This is a genomic window from Lentzea xinjiangensis, from assembly GCF_900110955.1.
GTDB classification, from domain to species: Bacteria; Actinomycetota; Actinomycetes; order Mycobacteriales; family Pseudonocardiaceae; genus Lentzea; species Lentzea xinjiangensis.
The window spans coordinates 118,440-133,194 of record NZ_FOFR01000013.1; the positions used below are offsets into that span (position 1 = coordinate 118,440).

At 70.5% G+C, this 14,755-nt stretch carries 13 protein-coding genes; 9 read left to right on the top strand and 4 right to left on the bottom strand.

The genetic code is table 11. The features are described 5' to 3' along the window. Window positions 1-271 precede the first annotated feature (271 nt). The 7 genes from BMW88_RS25840 to BMW88_RS25865 are packed head-to-tail and all read left to right on the top strand — an operon-like array spanning window position 272 to window position 8,926. A complete protein-coding gene (locus BMW88_RS25840; protein ID WP_218148211.1) occupies window positions 272-1,678 on the top strand; it encodes a family 2B encapsulin nanocompartment shell protein in 1,407 nt (468 codons plus the stop codon). 4 nt (window positions 1,679-1,682) lie between these two features. Then, entirely contained in the window at window positions 1,683-2,786 is a 1,104-nt protein-coding gene (locus tag BMW88_RS42890; protein WP_218148212.1) for a terpene synthase family protein, read from the top strand. After that, on the top strand, window positions 2,779-3,795 hold the full coding sequence (locus tag BMW88_RS42895) for a terpene synthase family protein (protein ID WP_218148213.1): 1,017 nt from the start codon (window positions 2,779-2,781) through the stop codon (window positions 3,793-3,795). The genes BMW88_RS42890 and BMW88_RS42895 overlap by 8 nt, the downstream gene beginning before the upstream one ends. Window positions 3,796-3,816: 21 nt before the next feature. Then, complete coding sequence (locus tag BMW88_RS25850) at window positions 3,817-5,217, top strand: family 2B encapsulin nanocompartment shell protein (RefSeq protein ID WP_218148214.1); 1,401 nt, start codon at window positions 3,817-3,819, stop codon at window positions 5,215-5,217. 14 nt (window positions 5,218-5,231) lie between these two features. Continuing rightward, entirely contained in the window at window positions 5,232-6,278 is a 1,047-nt protein-coding gene (locus BMW88_RS25855; RefSeq protein ID WP_245778051.1) for a family 2 encapsulin nanocompartment cargo protein polyprenyl transferase, read from the top strand. Window positions 6,279-6,288: 10 nt separating this feature from the next. Continuing rightward, entirely contained in the window at window positions 6,289-7,230 is a 942-nt protein-coding gene (locus tag BMW88_RS25860) for a 4-hydroxy-3-methylbut-2-enyl diphosphate reductase (protein ID WP_089954979.1), read from the top strand. Beyond that, window positions 7,220-8,926, top strand: coding sequence for a 1-deoxy-D-xylulose-5-phosphate synthase (locus BMW88_RS25865; RefSeq protein ID WP_089954981.1), 1,707 nt, complete (start codon window positions 7,220-7,222; stop codon window positions 8,924-8,926). Before BMW88_RS25860 ends, BMW88_RS25865 begins: the two co-directional genes overlap by 11 nt. Here BMW88_RS25865 and BMW88_RS25870 read toward each other — a convergent pair. Next, window positions 8,889-9,995 carry an acyltransferase family protein gene (locus tag BMW88_RS25870; RefSeq protein ID WP_089954984.1) on the bottom strand — a complete coding sequence of 369 codons (1,107 nt, stop codon included), beginning with the start codon at window positions 9,993-9,995 and terminating at the stop codon, window positions 8,889-8,891. The two genes, BMW88_RS25865 and BMW88_RS25870, sit on opposite strands and share 38 nt — an antisense overlap. 818 nt (window positions 9,996-10,813) lie before the next feature. After that, window positions 10,814-11,935, bottom strand: a complete 1,122-nt coding sequence (locus BMW88_RS25875) for a citrate synthase (RefSeq protein WP_089954986.1) — start codon at window positions 11,933-11,935, stop codon at window positions 10,814-10,816. Between the two features lie 42 nt (window positions 11,936-11,977). Here BMW88_RS25875 and BMW88_RS25880 point away from each other — a divergent pair, with 42 nt between their 5' ends. Beyond that, the gene (locus BMW88_RS25880) at window positions 11,978-13,102 is read left to right on the top strand and encodes a citrate/2-methylcitrate synthase (RefSeq protein ID WP_245778052.1); all 1,125 of its coding nucleotides are present in this window, start codon (window positions 11,978-11,980) and stop codon (window positions 13,100-13,102) included. On the opposite strand, the gene BMW88_RS42115 is transcribed toward BMW88_RS25880, so the two are convergent. Continuing rightward, window positions 13,095-13,244 (bottom strand): hypothetical protein, encoded by a 150-nt coding sequence (locus tag BMW88_RS42115; protein ID WP_177221312.1) that lies wholly within the window; start codon window positions 13,242-13,244, stop codon window positions 13,095-13,097. The genes BMW88_RS25880 and BMW88_RS42115 overlap by 8 nt on opposite strands. Before the next feature lie 71 nt (window positions 13,245-13,315). Here BMW88_RS42115 and BMW88_RS25885 point away from each other — a divergent pair, with 71 nt between their 5' ends. Continuing rightward, window positions 13,316-14,260 (top strand): GlxA family transcriptional regulator, encoded by a 945-nt coding sequence (locus BMW88_RS25885; protein WP_089954990.1) that lies wholly within the window; start codon window positions 13,316-13,318, stop codon window positions 14,258-14,260. Here the strand turns inward: BMW88_RS25885 and BMW88_RS25890 are convergent. Further along, entirely contained in the window at window positions 14,165-14,698 is a 534-nt protein-coding gene (locus BMW88_RS25890; protein ID WP_089954992.1) for a MarR family winged helix-turn-helix transcriptional regulator, read from the bottom strand. The two genes, BMW88_RS25885 and BMW88_RS25890, sit on opposite strands and share 96 nt — an antisense overlap. Window positions 14,699-14,755: the final 57 nt, after the last annotated feature.

The following is a 14,755-nucleotide window of genomic DNA, read 5'->3' on the forward strand; positions in this document are numbered from 1 at the left end:
CCACCTCGGAAATGTGCACAATGGTGTGATCCCACTGAGCCGAACGAGTGGTCCCACCTGGACTTCGACGAATGCCGCCGAGTCACCCACCTGTTACCGCACAGGTCTTCGAGTAGGTCGATAGTTGTACGCTCCGTAGTACCAACCGGCTTAATCCACCCACCCGAATGTCGCCTTCTTGGCCCCTTCCCAGCTCTCAATCGCGAGAACTAACGTCATTTCCGGCGTTATCGGATTGGTCCATCAGCATTGAGATAGGTGGGTGCAGGTTGTGACTGTGACGGATTCTGACCTCGATGAGGGCCGTCAGCAGCTGAGTTTGGGCACGGCCGCCGCTCGTAATCTGGCCACGACCACCAAGTCCGTCCCGCAGATGCAGGGAATCACCTCCCGCTGGCTGCTGAAGGTGCTCCCCTGGGTCCAGGCGACGGGTGGCGCGTACCGGGTCAACCGCCGGCTCACCTACACGCTGGGCGACGGCCGCGTCTCGTTCACCAACACCGGCGCGGACATCCGCGTCATCCCGATGGAGCTCACCGAGCTCTCCCTGCTGAAGGGCTTCGACGACGAGGCCGTCCTCGCCACGCTCGCCGGCCGCTTCCGGCAGCAGGAGTTCGGCATCGGCGACGTGATCGTCGAGAAGGGCCGTCCGAAGGACACCGTCGTGCTGATCGCGCACGGCAAGGTCGACAAGATCGGCACCGGCAAGTACGGCGGCACCACCGTGCTCGGCAACCTCGCCGACGGCGAGTACTTCGGCGAGACCGTGCTGGCCGGGCCGCAGGGCGAGTGGGAGTACACCGCCAAGGCCGTCACCCCGGTCACCGTCCTCACGTTGTCCTGGCAGGACTTCGAGGCGCTCAACGGCGAGGCCGGCGGCCTGCGCGCCCACATCCAGCAGGCCTTCAACTGCCGCAACAAGCCCCAGGACGAGTACGGCGAGGCGGCGATCGACGTGGCCGCGGGCCACGACGGCGAGCCCGTGCTGCCCGGCACGTTCGTCGACTACGAGCTCTCGCCGCGCGAGTACGAGCTGAGCGTCGCGCAGACCGTGCTGCGGGTCCACACGCGCGTCGCGGACCTCTACAACCACCCGATGGACCAGGTCGAGCAGCAGTTGCGGCTCACGATCGAGGCCCTGCGCGAGCGCCAGGAGCACGAGATCGTCAACAACCGCTCGTTCGGCCTGCTGCACAACGCCGACCTCAAGCAGCGCATCCACACCCGGACCGGCCCGCCCACCCCGGACGACTTCGACGAGCTGCTGTCGATCGTGTGGAAGGACCCCGCCTACTTCCTCGCCCACCCGCGCACGATCGCCGCGTTCGGCCGCGAGCTCAACAAGCGCGGCGTCTACCCGCAGCACATCGACTTCGGCGGGCAGCAGGTGCCCGCGTGGCGCGGCATCCCGCTGCTGCCGTGCAACAAGATCCCGATCTCGGACACCCGCACGTCGTCGGTGATGCTGATCCGCACCGGCGAGCAGAACCAGGGCGTCATCGGCCTGCACCAGACCGGCATCCCGGACGAGTACCAGCCGGGCCTCTCGGTGCGGTTCATGGGCATCAACGACCAGGCGATCATCAACTACCTGGTCAGCGCCTACTACTCGGCCGCGATCATGGTGCCGGACGCGATCGGCGTGCTGGAGCACGTCGAGCTCGGCCGCGAGGGCTAGCCAGATGGCTGCTGGACGGCCGGCGTCCTTCACCATGCCGGAGTTCTACGTGCCGCACCCGGCGCGGATGAACCCCCACCTGGAACGCGCCCGCGCCCACTCGACGCAGTGGGCGCGGGACATGGGCATGCTCGGCACCGGGGTGTGGACCGAGGAGGTCCTCGCCGGTGACGACTACGGGTTCATGTGCGCGTGGACCCACCCGGACGCGCCCGCGGAGGTCCTCGACCTCATCACGGACTGGTACGTCTGGGTCTTCTACTTCGACGACGAGTTCTTCGCCGAGTTCAAGCAGTCCAAGGACGTGGCGGGGGCGAAGGCGTACCTGGACCGGTTGCCGGCGTTCATGCCGGTCAACGGCACGGACCCGGCGCCGGAGCCGCGCAACCCGACCGAGCGGGGTCTCGTCGACCTGTGGCGGCGGACGATTCCGCTGATGTCGCCGGACTGGCGGCGGCGGTTCACCACGAGCACCCACAACCTGCTGCTCGAGTGCATGTGGGAGATCAAGAACATCGAGAGCGGCACGGTGGCCAACCCGATCGAGTACATCGAGATGCGCCGCAAGGTCGGCGGCGCCCCGTGGTCGGCGAACCTGGTGGAGGTCTCCGAGGCGGCCGAGCTGCCCGCGTCCATCGCGGGCACCCGGCCGCTGCGGGTCCTCTCCGACACGTTCTCCGACGCGATCCACCTGCGCAACGACATCTTCTCGTACGAGCGGGAGGTGCTGCGGGAGGGCGAGAACTCCAACGGGGTGCTGGTGTTCGAGAAGTTCTTCGGCCACGACACGCAGACCGCGGTCGAGGCGGTGAACGCCCTGCTGACCTCGCGGCTGCACCAGTTCGAGAACACCGTCTTCACCGAGCTGCCGGTGCTGTTCGCCGAGAACGGCGTCGACCCGCTGGAGCGGGCCCGCGTGCTCAAGTACGTCAAGGGCCTGCAGGACTGGCAGTCCGGCGGGCACGAGTGGCACCTGCACGCCGGCCGCTACACGAAGGCCGAGGGCGGTGGCGCTGGCGCTGGCAACTCGGCGTTCTTCCGCACGATCCTGCGCGGGCCGACCGGCCTGGGCACGTCCGGCGCGTGGCCGGGGGTGTCGCGTGGTTGAGGTTCCCCCGTTCGAGATGCCGTTCGCGGCCCGGCTCTCGCCGCACGCCGACCGCGTCCGCCTGCACACCAGGACGTGGGCGCGGGACATGGGCATGTTCGACGGCATGCCCTGGACCGAAGCGCGCTACGACGCGGCGGACTACGGCGGGTTCGGGCCGCTGACCCACCCGACGCTCCCGCTCGCCGACCTGAAGCACGTCAACGACTGGCACACGTGGGGTTTCCACGTGAGCGACGTGTTCCGGGACCGCTTCCTCCGGCCGCGCGACGTCGCGGGCGGCAAGGCCTTCGTCGCCGAGCTGAGGTCGGTGCTGGCCGGCACCGCCGCGCCGGTGGGCCCGGCCGGCAGGGGACTCGCCGACCTGCTCTCCCGGTCCACCGTGGACGACGAGGACCGGCACCACCTCGGCGAGCACCTGGACGCATTGCTGTGGGAGCTGCACAACACGGCGCAGGGCCGGGTGCCCGACCCGGTGGACCTCGTGGAGATGCGGCGCCGCTCGATCGGCGCGGAGCTGTCCGCGAAGCTGCTGCGCGGGTCCGTCGGCGCCGAGCTGCCGCCGGAACTGCTGCGCAACAGCACGATGCGCGCGCTCGTCGACTCGTTCGGCGACGTCGCGGCGTTGCGCCAGGAGATCGTCGGGTTCGACCACGTCCACGCGACCGGGGCCAGCACCACCAGCGCGGTGCTCGCCGTGCGGCAGTTCTTCGACTGCGGGCTGGAGCAGGCGGTGTCGATCGTCGCCGACCTGATCTCCGCCCGGCTGCGGCAGATCGTCTCGATCATCGGCGAGCTGCCGGCCGTCGCGGCCGAGCACGACCTCGACGCGGAGGCGAGAGCCGGGCTGCACCGGTACGCCGAGGCGCTGAAGTCGTGGCTCGCCGGCGAGCTGCTGTGGACGCGGCGGTCCGGCCGGTTCAGCTCCTCCCCCACCCCCGTCAGAAGGCCGTTCCACCGGCCGGCAGGACTCGGCACGGCCGCGGTCCTCGTCAGTTCTCCCCGATGATGCAGATTGGCAGGATTCGCAGTGACTGTTACCGATCCGGGACTCGGGGTCGAGGACCAGCGGCTGAGCCTTTCCCGGGCCGCGGCGCGCAACCTCTCGTCGACCACCAAGTCCGCACCGCAGATGCAGGGGATCTCGCCCCGCTGGTTGCTGCGCATGCTGCCGTGGGTCGAGGCCAAGGGTGGTGCCTTCCGCGTCAACCGGCGGCTCACCTTCTCGATCGGTGACGGCCGCGTCACCTTCACGAGCGTCGGCTCCGAGGTGCGCCCGGTGCCGCAGGAGCTCGCGGAGTTCCCGTTGCTGCGCGGCTTCGAGGACGAGGACGCGCTCACCGCGCTGGCCAGCCGGTTCGAGCAGCGCGAGTACCAGCCGGGCGACGTGATCGCGGAACGCGGCGGCCCCGCCGACGAGATCGTCGTCATCGCGCACGGCAAGGTCGCGAAGACCGGCCGCGGTGAGTACGGCGCCGACGTGTCGCTCGGCACGGTCGCCGACGGCGAGCACTTCGGTGACAACGAGGTGCTGTCCGGCACCGAGTCGTCGTGGGAGTTCACCGCGCGTGCGCTCACGGCGACCACCGTCGTGGTGCTGTCCCGGGCGACGTTCCAGCAGCTCAACAGCCAGATCGAACCGCTGCGCACCCACATCGCCCAGCAGCTCGCGCACCCGACGAGCGCGCAGAACAAGCACGGCGAGGCGGAGATCGACATCGCCTCCGGTCACGACGGCGAGCCGCTGCTGCCCGGCACGTTCGTCGACTACGAGCTGCGGCCCCGCGAGTACGAGCTGTCGGTGGCGCAGACCATCGTGCGCGTCCACACGCGCGTGGCGGACCTCTACAGCCAGCCGATGGACCAGGTCGAGCACCAGTTGCGGCTGACGATCCAGGCCCTGCGCGAGCGCCAGGAGCACGAGCTCGTCAACAACCGGGAGTTCGGCCTGCTGCACAACGCCGATCTCAAGCAGCGGGTCAGCACCCGCTCCGGCCCGGTGACACCGGACGACATGGACGAGCTGATCTCGCGGCGCCGCAACACCAGGCTGATCCTCGCCCACCCCAAGGCGATCGCGGCGTTCGGCCGGCAGCTGTCCTCCCGGGGCCTGTACGCGCCGACCGTCGACCTGGAGGGGCAGCAGCTCCAGTCGTGGCGCGGTGTCCCGATCGCGCCGTGCGACAAGATCCCGGTCAGCAAGAACGGCACGACGTCGATCCTCGCGATGCGCCTGGGCGAGGAGAAGCAGGGCGTGATCGGCCTGCGCCAGACCGGTATCCCCGACGAGTACGAGCCCGGCCTCAACGTCCGGTTCATGGGCATCGACGAGCACGCGATGCTCAAGTACCTGGTGTCGACGTACTACTCGGCCGCGGTCCTGGTGCCGGACGCGCTGGGCGTGCTGGAGAACGTGGAGATCGGGCTCTAGCGATGACAGCGGAGATGTCCTCACGGACGACCGAACCGCTCGCCGCCGGCAGGCCGGCCGGCGAGGTGCTGGCGTGGAGCCGGAGCCTCGTGCTCCCGGCTCTGCGCAAGGCAGTCGACCAGTTGCCGCCGTCGGTGCGCGTGGTCGCCGAGTACCACCACGGGTGGCGCGACGAGTACGGCAACCCGGTGCTCGAGAACGGCGGCAAGGCGATCCGTCCCGCGTTGGCGCTGCTGGCGGCCGAAGCCGTCGGCGGCACCGCCTCCGCCGCCGTGCCGGCGGCGGTCGCGGTCGAGCTGATCCACAACTTCTCGCTGCTGCACGACGACGTGATGGACCGCGACACGACCCGGCGCCACCGGGCCACCGCGTGGACCGTGTTCGGGGTCAACGCGGCGATCCTGGCGGGTGATGCGTTGCAGGCGTTGGCCGTGGACGTGCTCGCGGCGTCCGGGCATCCGCGGGCGCTGGAGGCGATCCGGACGCTCGGTGACGCCACCGTGGAGCTGCTCGAGGGACAGGCGCTCGACCTCGACTTCGAGACGCGATCGGAGGTCGCGGTGTCCGAGGTCGAGCGGATGGCGCGCGCCAAGACCGGTGCGCTGCTCGGCGCGTCCACGGCTCTGGGCGCGCTGTACGGCGACGGCACCGACGAGCAGATCGAGGCCATGCGCAGCTACGGCACCGAGCTGGGGCTGGCGTTCCAGCACGTGGACGACCTGCTCGGCATCTGGGGCGACCTGGCGGTGACGGGCAAGGCCGCGCACTCGGACCTGGTGAACCGCAAGAAGTCCCTGCCGGTCGTGTACGCGCTGTCAGCCGGTGTGCCCGCGTCCGGCGAGCTGGGGGAGTTGTACTCCGGTTCTCAGGAAATGGACGCGGAAACGCTTGCGCGCGCGGCGGCCCTGGTCGCCGCGGCTGGTGGTCGGGCGTGGAGCCAGGCACAGGCCGACGAACTGCACACGCGCGCGCTGGTTCATCTGGGCGAGGCCTCCCCCTCCGCTCGTGCGGCGGTGGAGCTCGGCACGCTCGCCCAGCTGGTCACCCACCGAGACCACTGAAAGGGGCCCGATGACGGAACATCCGCCGCGCTCGGTGCTGCTCGCCTCACCCCGGTCGTTCTGCGCCGGGGTGGAGCGCGCCATCGAGATCGTGGAACGACTGCTCGACCAGCGCGGCGGTCCCGTCTACGTCCGCAAGCAGATCGTGCACAACGTCCACGTGGTCAGGTCGCTGGAGGCGCGCGGCGCCGTGTTCGTGGAGGAGCTGTCCGAGGTGCCTTTCGGTGCCACGGCGGTCTTCTCCGCACACGGCGTCTCCCCCGCCGTGCGCGCCGAGGCGCGCGCCCGGTCGCTGGACGTCCTGGACGCGACCTGTCCGCTGGTGACGAAGGTGCACTCCGAAGCACGGCGCTTCGCCGAGCGGGGCGACACCATCGTGCTGATCGGTCACGCCGGGCACGAGGAGGTCGAAGGCACGCTGGGTGAGGCTCCCGGCCGGATCGTCCTCGTCGAGACCGTGGAGGACGTCCTCACCCTGGAGATCACCGGTCCGGTGTCGTACCTGACGCAGACGACGCTGGCCGTGGACGAGACGGCCGAGGTGGTCGAGGCGTTGCGGCGCAAGTTCCCGCAGCTGCGTGGGCCGGGGTCCGACGACATCTGCTACGCGACCACGAACCGGCAGATCGCGATCCGCGAGGTCGCCGCGAAGTCGGACCTCGTCCTGGTCGTGGGTTCCAGGAACTCCTCCAACTCCGTGCGCATGGTCGAGCTGGCCGCCCGCACCGGCACCCCGGCCCACCTGATCGACGACGCCTCCGAGATCGACCCGGCGTGGCTCGCCGGCGTGTCGACGGTCGGGCTGTCGGCCGGCGCGTCGGCTCCGCCGGAACTGGTGGACGAGGTGGTGCGGGCGCTGGAGGCGTTCGGCTCGGTGTCCGTCTCGACGCACACGACCGCCACCGAGACCATCTCCTTCACGTTGCCGACGGCGGTGCGCAGTGCTGGCTGACATCGCCTCGCCCTCGGACGTCCGCGCGCTGTCCTCGTCCGAGCTGCGCGCGCTGGCCGCCGAGATCCGGGCGTTCCTCATCGCCAAGGTGCACCGGACCGGCGGGCACCTCGGACCGAACCTGGGCGCGGTCGAGCTGACCATCGCGGTGCACCGGGTCTTCGCCTCCCCCGTCGACGTCGTGCTGTTCGACACCGGCCACCAGTCGTACGTGCACAAGATGCTGACGGGCCGTTGCTCCGACTTCGACTCGCTGCGACAGGCCGGCGGCCTGTCCGGCTACCCGTCCGCGGCCGAGTCGGCGCACGACGTGATCGAGAACTCGCACGCCTCGACCGCACTGTCCTATGCGGACGGTCTGGCCAAGGCGTTCGAGCTGGGTGGTGCGGACCGGCGGGTGGTCGCCATCGTCGGTGACGGCGCGCTGACCGGCGGGATGTGCTGGGAGGCGTTGAACAACATCGGCGGGTCCGCACGGCCCGTCGTGGTGCTGTTGAACGACAACGGCCGCTCCTACGACGCGACCACGGGCGGGTTCGCGGCGTCGTTGCTCAACGGCTCGGCCCGCGGGCTGTTCGAGGCGCTGGGGCTCGCCTACATCGGTGAGGTCGACGGCCACGACGTGCACGCCGTGGAGAACGCCCTGTGGGAGGCCAAGGCCCTGGGCCGCCCGGTCGTCGTGCACTGCAAGACCGTGAAGGGCAAGGGGTACGAGCCCGCCGAGGCCGACGAGGCCGATCACATGCACGCGGTCGGCGTCTCCGGCGCGTCCACCGCGCGGACCTGGACCGACGCGTTCTCCGACGAGATCGTGGCGATCGGCGCGGAACGCCCGGACGTCGTCTGCCTGACCGCGGCGATGCTGGAACCGGTGGGACTGCGGCCCTTCGCGGCGCGGTTCCCGACGCGCGTGTTCGACGTCGGGATCGCCGAGCAGCACGCCGTGACGTCCGCCGCCGGCATGGCCATGGGCGGGCTGCACCCGGTCGTCGCCGTCTACGCGACGTTCCTCTCCCGCGCCTTCGACCAACTGCTGATGGACGTGGCGCTGCACCGGTTGCCGGTGACGTTCGTGCTGGACCGCGCCGGCGTGACGGGCCCGGACGGCGCGTCGCACCACGGCATGTGGGACGCCTCCGTGCTGCCGGTCGTGCCGGGCCTGCGGCTGGCCGCCCCGCGTGATCCGTTGTCGTTGGCCGCTTTGCTGCGCGAGGCCGTGAAGGTGTCCGACGGGCCGACGGTGGTGCGTTACCCGAAGGCGGCCGCCGGTCCCGACGTGCCCGCGGTGCGGCGCGTGAGCCACTTCGACGTGCTGCGCGAGGTGCCCGGCGCCGAGGTGCTGCTCGTCGCGGTCGGTCCGCTCGCCGGTCCGTGCCTGGCCGCGGCCGAGGAGCTCGCCTCGTACGACGTGCAGGTCGACGTGGTCGATCCGCGCTGGATCGCGCCGCTGGACCCGCACCTCGTCAAGTACAGCGGCCAGCACCGCCTGGTGCTCGCGGTGGAGGACACCACGGCGACGGGAGCGCTGGGAGCGCGCCTGGGCCAGGCCTTGACGGGGTCGGCCACGTGCGTCGCGACGTTCGCGCTGCCACCGCGCTTCCTGCCGCACGACTCCCGCGCCCGCATCCTGCGCGCGCACGGCCTGGACGCGGCAGGCATCACGACGAGCGTGCTGAAGCGCCTCGGCGTGAAGTGACGCACCAGCCGATCGCGAACGACAACGCGATCGCCCCCACCCCCACCACCGGCGCTTTGACCTCGGCCGGCAGGTCGAGCGGCCGCAGCGCGGTCGCGAGGCTCAGCAACACCGGTCCCTGCACGATGAACGCGACGTAGGCGGACCGCGCCAGCCCCTCGGCGAAGGGCCCCCGGCCGGCGAGCCTGCGTTGCGCGAGCCCGATGAGCCACACACTGCCCGCCACGACCAGAACCCCCTCGACGAGGGCGAGCACCGCCGCCTGCCACCTCCAGCCGCCGAGGAACGGTTCCGCGTTCGCGGCCAGGTCGAGCACTCCGAGGAACACCGCGGCGAGGGGAAGCACGGCGATCGTCGAGACGACGGCGGTGCGGGTCATCCGGTAGAGCTCGTCCGGCACCCGCTCCGCGAGCTTGCGCCCGCCGACCGCGCCGAGCAGGAACATGCCGAGGCACTGCGGCCACCACCACAGGTGCAGATCGCCGACCTGCCCGCTGCGCGCCGGGAACACCAGCCGCGTGAGGAAGGTCGTGCCGGCCACGACCACCGCCATCCCCACGAGGGTGCGCCCGGTGATGGCGCGCTCCCTGACCGGCGGCGCCAGCGCGACCGCGATGCTGAAGATCAGCAGCACCCCGACGAACCACAACGACCCGCTGTCGAGCAACGGCTGGCGGTGCGTGAAGGCGTGCCACCACGAGACCTGCCGCCCGGCCCCGTTGTAGGCGATCCACACGAACGTCGGCCAGACCACCACCGCGCTGACGACCCATGGCGTGCCGAGGCGGACCAGCCGTTCGATGACGAACCTCGCGGCACCTTTGCGTTCGATCGAGGAGGGCGTGAAGATCCCGGCCATGAAGTAGAAAGTGCCCATGAAGAACAACCCCGACGGCCCGATCACCGCGGCCAGCACCGTTTCCGCACTCGGGTGGAAGGTGACCTCGTTGACCTCGTCGTAGGCCCAGCCACCGATCGTGGCGTAGCCGAGCAGCGCGTGGCCGCCGATGACCCACGCCACCAGGATCACCTTCAGGTTGTCCACAGCGGACAATCGCACGGTTCCCATGGTCCGCTCCTCCCGGCGCTCACGCCAGCGTCCGTTCGCGGGCGGCTCGCGTTCCCCTGGGGGAGGGGCCGGTGGCGCGGTGGCGCGGGAAGAGTGCGCCGGGGCGCCGCGGCGCAAGCTGCTGTGGCTCGGGACGGGTGAGCTGGGCCGGTATGACGCGGGCTGTCGTGGCGCTGGAACAGCGAGCCCGGCCGACACGTCACGGGCCAGCGCGACGCAGGAACAGCGAGCCCGGCCGACACCACACAGGCCGACGCGCCGCAGGAGCAGCGAACCAGCCGACACGACACGGACCTACCGACGCAGGAACAGCCAGCCCGGCTGATACCGCACAGACCGCGATCCGACGCAGAAAGTGGAGCCGGACCGCCATGGCCGGGCGGCTGTGCCGCAGGCCGCCACACCGCAGGCCGCCACACCGCAGACCACCGCACCGCAGGCCACCGTGGCCCAAGCCGCCGCGCCACAAGCCCTCGTGGCCCAAGCCGCCAGACCGCGGGCCACCGCGCCACAGGCCACCGTGGCCCATCCGAGTCACCCGGTCCAGGCCACCGCGGGGCGCTCAGACCACAGCGGCGAGCCCCACACACTGCACCGCGGAGCCCCAGCCGCACAACCCGATCAGCGCGCCCTCAGCCACACCTCCCCCAGGACGCCCCCAGCCACACCTGTGCCCCGGGACGCCGTCAGCCGCGCCCCCAGGCGCCCCACTCCAACCGCAGCCGCGATCCCCGCCCTCTGCCGACCGCACCCACCGTCAGCACGCAAACGCAGCCGCACGGCTCAAGCCCCAACCGCAGCGCCCCGAACCCGACCGCTCAAGGCCGATCACCGGTGTACACGCCCAAAGCCCGGAACCGCAGGCCCGGCTCCGCGTACTCCTCGATCGCGTGCGCGATCCACCCCACGATCCGCGCGATGGCGAAGATGGCCTCACCGGCGTCCGGCGCCATCTTGAACATCACGCCGAGCTGGGCCAGCGCCAGGTCGATGTTGGGGAACGACTGCTGCTGGGTGGCGATCACCTTGTCCGCCACCAGCTCGCCGTGCTGGCGCAGCACGGTGAGCAGGTGGTCGGCGCGCGGGTCCCGCTCGCGGTAGACGTGGTGGCCGAAGCCGGGGATCGGGCGACCGGCGCGCAGGTGTTCGGCGATGGCGCCCATCGGGTCGGCTTCCGCCTGCTGCAGGAAGCGGTGGGCGAGGGTGCTCGCGGTGCCGTGCTTCTGGCCTTCGAGGGCGCCCAGGCCGGCGGACACCACGGCGTACGGGTGGGCTCTGGCGGAAGCGGCCACGCGGGCGGCCATGGTCGAGATGGCCAGGTCGTGGTCCGCCAGCAGGATCAGCGCCGTGTTCAGCACCTCGGGCTGAGCGGGCGCGAGCGAAAGGCGGGCCCACAGGCGGTCGGTGACGTCCATGCCCTGCGGGCGTTGCTGCAGGGGCAGGGACTCGACGACGTCGGCGATGAGGGCCTTGGCCGTCGTGATGGCTCGGGAGAGGTCGAAGCGGAGCGGATCGCCAGCGCCCGCCAGCGCTACCGCGACCCGGACGCGGTCGGTCAGCGTCGCGCTGTCGGGCAGGGCCATCCAGATCTCCTGGCCCTCGGGGAACTCGAGGCCGGTCGAGTCGATGCCGGTCCACAGCCAGTGGGCGACGTCCTCGAAGCGCTTGGTCGCGCTGAGCTGGACGGCGGAACGGCCGCGGTAGAACAGCCGATCGCTCTCCAGCAGGGAGATGCGGGTGCGGATGCGATCGGTCACAGCGGCCACTGCTCCGCGCGCACCAGTGCGCTGGGCCAGGGCCTCCACCTCGGCGACGGTGAACATGCTCTGGCGGTTCACCTTGGTGCTGGTCAACAGGCCGCGGCTGACATACGCGTATACCGTCGCCGGTTTGACGCCCAGGCGACGGGCGGCTTGATTCGTCGTCAACATTGATTCCATCAACGTTGACTGTACTCGACATGTTGACGGAGCCTGATGTGCATGTTGATTGATGCACCCAAAGGGCTTAAAGATGTCGTCGTCACCAGCACTCAGATCGGGGACGTGAACGGCGCCGCGGGCTACTACCACTACCGCGAGCACGACGCGATCGAGCTGGCCAGGACGCGGTCGTTCGAGGACGTGTGGTTCCTCTTCGCCGAGGGCCGGCTACCCGGCCCCGACGAGTCCGCGCTCTTCACCGCTCAGATCGCCGCGCAGAGACAGCTCCCGGCGTCGATCCGCGAGGTGCTGCCCGCCATCGCCCGGTCGGGGTGCACGGCGCTGGCGGGGCTGCGGACCGCGCTGTCGATGCTGCCGTCGCAACCGATGTGGGACGCGCCGATGAGCACCAGGAAGGCGGACGCGCTGCGGGTCAGCGCGATGACGCCGACGATCCTGGCCGCACTGCACAGGCTCAAGCTGGGACTTGATCCGGTCAACCCCAGGGTTGATCTGTCAACGTCGGCCAACTGGTTGCACATGGTGACCGGACAGGAGCCGTCGTCCTGGGCCAGCCGTGCCGTCGAGCAGTACTTGATCGCCACGATCGACCACGGGTTCAACGCGTCGACGTTCACCGCGCGCGTGGTCGCGTCCGCGGGAGCCGACGTGGTGTCGGCGGTGGCGGCCGCGATCGGCACGTTCTCCGGGCCGTTGCACGGAGGTGCGCCGGACCGGGCGCTGGAGGCCCTGGACCTCATCGGGACGCCGGACAACATCGACGCCTGGGTCCGGGAGCGCGTCGAGCGGGGCGACCGGATCATGGGCTTCGGCCACGCCGTCTACCGGACGGAGGACCCGCGGGCGCGCCTGCTCAGGGAGATCGCGCTCGAACGGCCGGCGGAGCTGACCGACTTCGCGGTCACCGTGGAGCGCAGGGTGACCGAGCTGCTCCAAGAGCTCAAGCCCGGCCGGCAGCTCTACGCGAACGTGGAGTTCTACGCGGGCGTGGTGATGGAGCTGTGCGGCATCCCGCGGGAGATGTTCACGCCGACGTTCGCGTGCAGCCGGGTGATCGGGTGGTGCGCCAACGCGCTCGAGCAGTCCGAGGACACGAAGATCATCCGCCCGGTCGCCCGGTACACGGGTCCGGCACCCAGGATCGGGTCGGCTCCGATCAAGTGAGGTACCGCAGGTCGTCGCGGACGCGCACGCGGTCGCGGTCGGTGACGTCGGTCGAGCCCGCCAGGCCCGCGGTGCGGTCGCGGTGCCGGTCGAGCCAGACGGAGAGGCCTGCTACTGCCAGAAGGATCGCCGCAAGAGTCATGTCACTGATTTTGCGGACAGCGATATCGAGCCAACAGTGGCAGGTCTGACGGTCGGCGCTAAAATCCTGCCATGCTTCGATCGGTGGCGGTTCCCCTCATCGACGGTGTCGCGCCGTTCGAGTTCGGCCTGCTCTGCGAGGTGTTCGGCGTCGACCGGACCGAGGAGGGCGTGCCGCTGATCGACTTCCGCGTGTGCGGTGAGCTCCCGAACGAGCCGGTGCCGACGGACATCCGGGGTGTCTCGATCACGCCGGAGCACGGGTTCGACGCGCTGCAGAGCGTCGACCTCGTCGCGCTGCCCGCCGCGCACGTGCGCGACCACTACCCGGAGAAGCTGGTCAAGGCCCTCCGGGAGACCAGCGCGACGCTGCTGAGCGTGTGCAGCGGGGCGTTCATCCTCGGCGCGGCCGGACTGCTCGACGACCGGCACTGCACCACGCACTGGCGCGAGGCCCGGCGCTTCCGGGAGCGCTTCCCCAGGGCCCGGCTCGACCCCGACGTGCTGTTCGTGGACGACGGCGACATCGTCACCAGCGCCGGCACGGCCGCGGGCATCGACGCCTGCCTGCACCTCGTCCGCCGGGAGCTCGGCACCAAGGTCGCCACCACCATCGCGCGCCGGATGGTGGTGCCGCCGCAGCGCGACGGCGGTCAGCGGCAGTTCGTGGAGCTGCCGATCCCGGAGTGCACCTCCGACAGCCTCGAACCGGTGCTGGAGCGGGTGCTCGACACGATCGCGGACAACCACACGGTCGCGTCCATGGCGAAGCTCGCCGTCATGTCCGAGCGGACGTTCGCGCGCAGGTTCGTCGCGGAGACGGGCACCACCCCGAACAAGTGGCTCTCGCTGCAACGGGTGCTCCACGCGCGCAGGCTGCTGGAGGAGACCGACCTGGACGTCGACGCGGTCGCCACCAGGTCAGGCTTCGGGACAGCCGCTCTCCTGCGGCACCACTTCCACCGCGTCGTCGGCGTCGCACCGAGCGACTACCGCCGCACATTCGCCTGTCGTTAGGCGCGTGAAGATCTTCTCCGAGATCTCCCGCAGCGACTCGACCTCGGCCTCGCCGAGCAGGTCGAACACCAGCTCGTGCACCGTCTCGGCGTGCGCGGGCGCGGCGGCCTCGATCGCCGCCCTGCCCGCGTCCGTCAGCACGACGAACGATCCGCGCCCGTCGCTGCCGCAGTTCTCCCTGCGCACCAGGCCGCGTTTCTCCATCCGGGCAACGTGGTGGGAGATGCGGCTCTTCTCCCAGTTCAGCAACCGGGCGAGCTCCAGCACGCGGACGCGTTCCTCCGCCGTGTCGGTGAGCTGCACCAGCACGGCGAAGTCGGCCATCGAGATCTCGGAGTCGGCCGACATCCGCCTGCTCAGATGCGCGTTCAGCTCCCCTTGCATGCGGACATAGGCACGCCACGCACGTTGCTGCTCGGGTTCCAACCATCGTGTCACCGGTCCAGCATACGGGAATAGTTGACACATCATCCAGGTTGCGGCAAAGTAGATGAC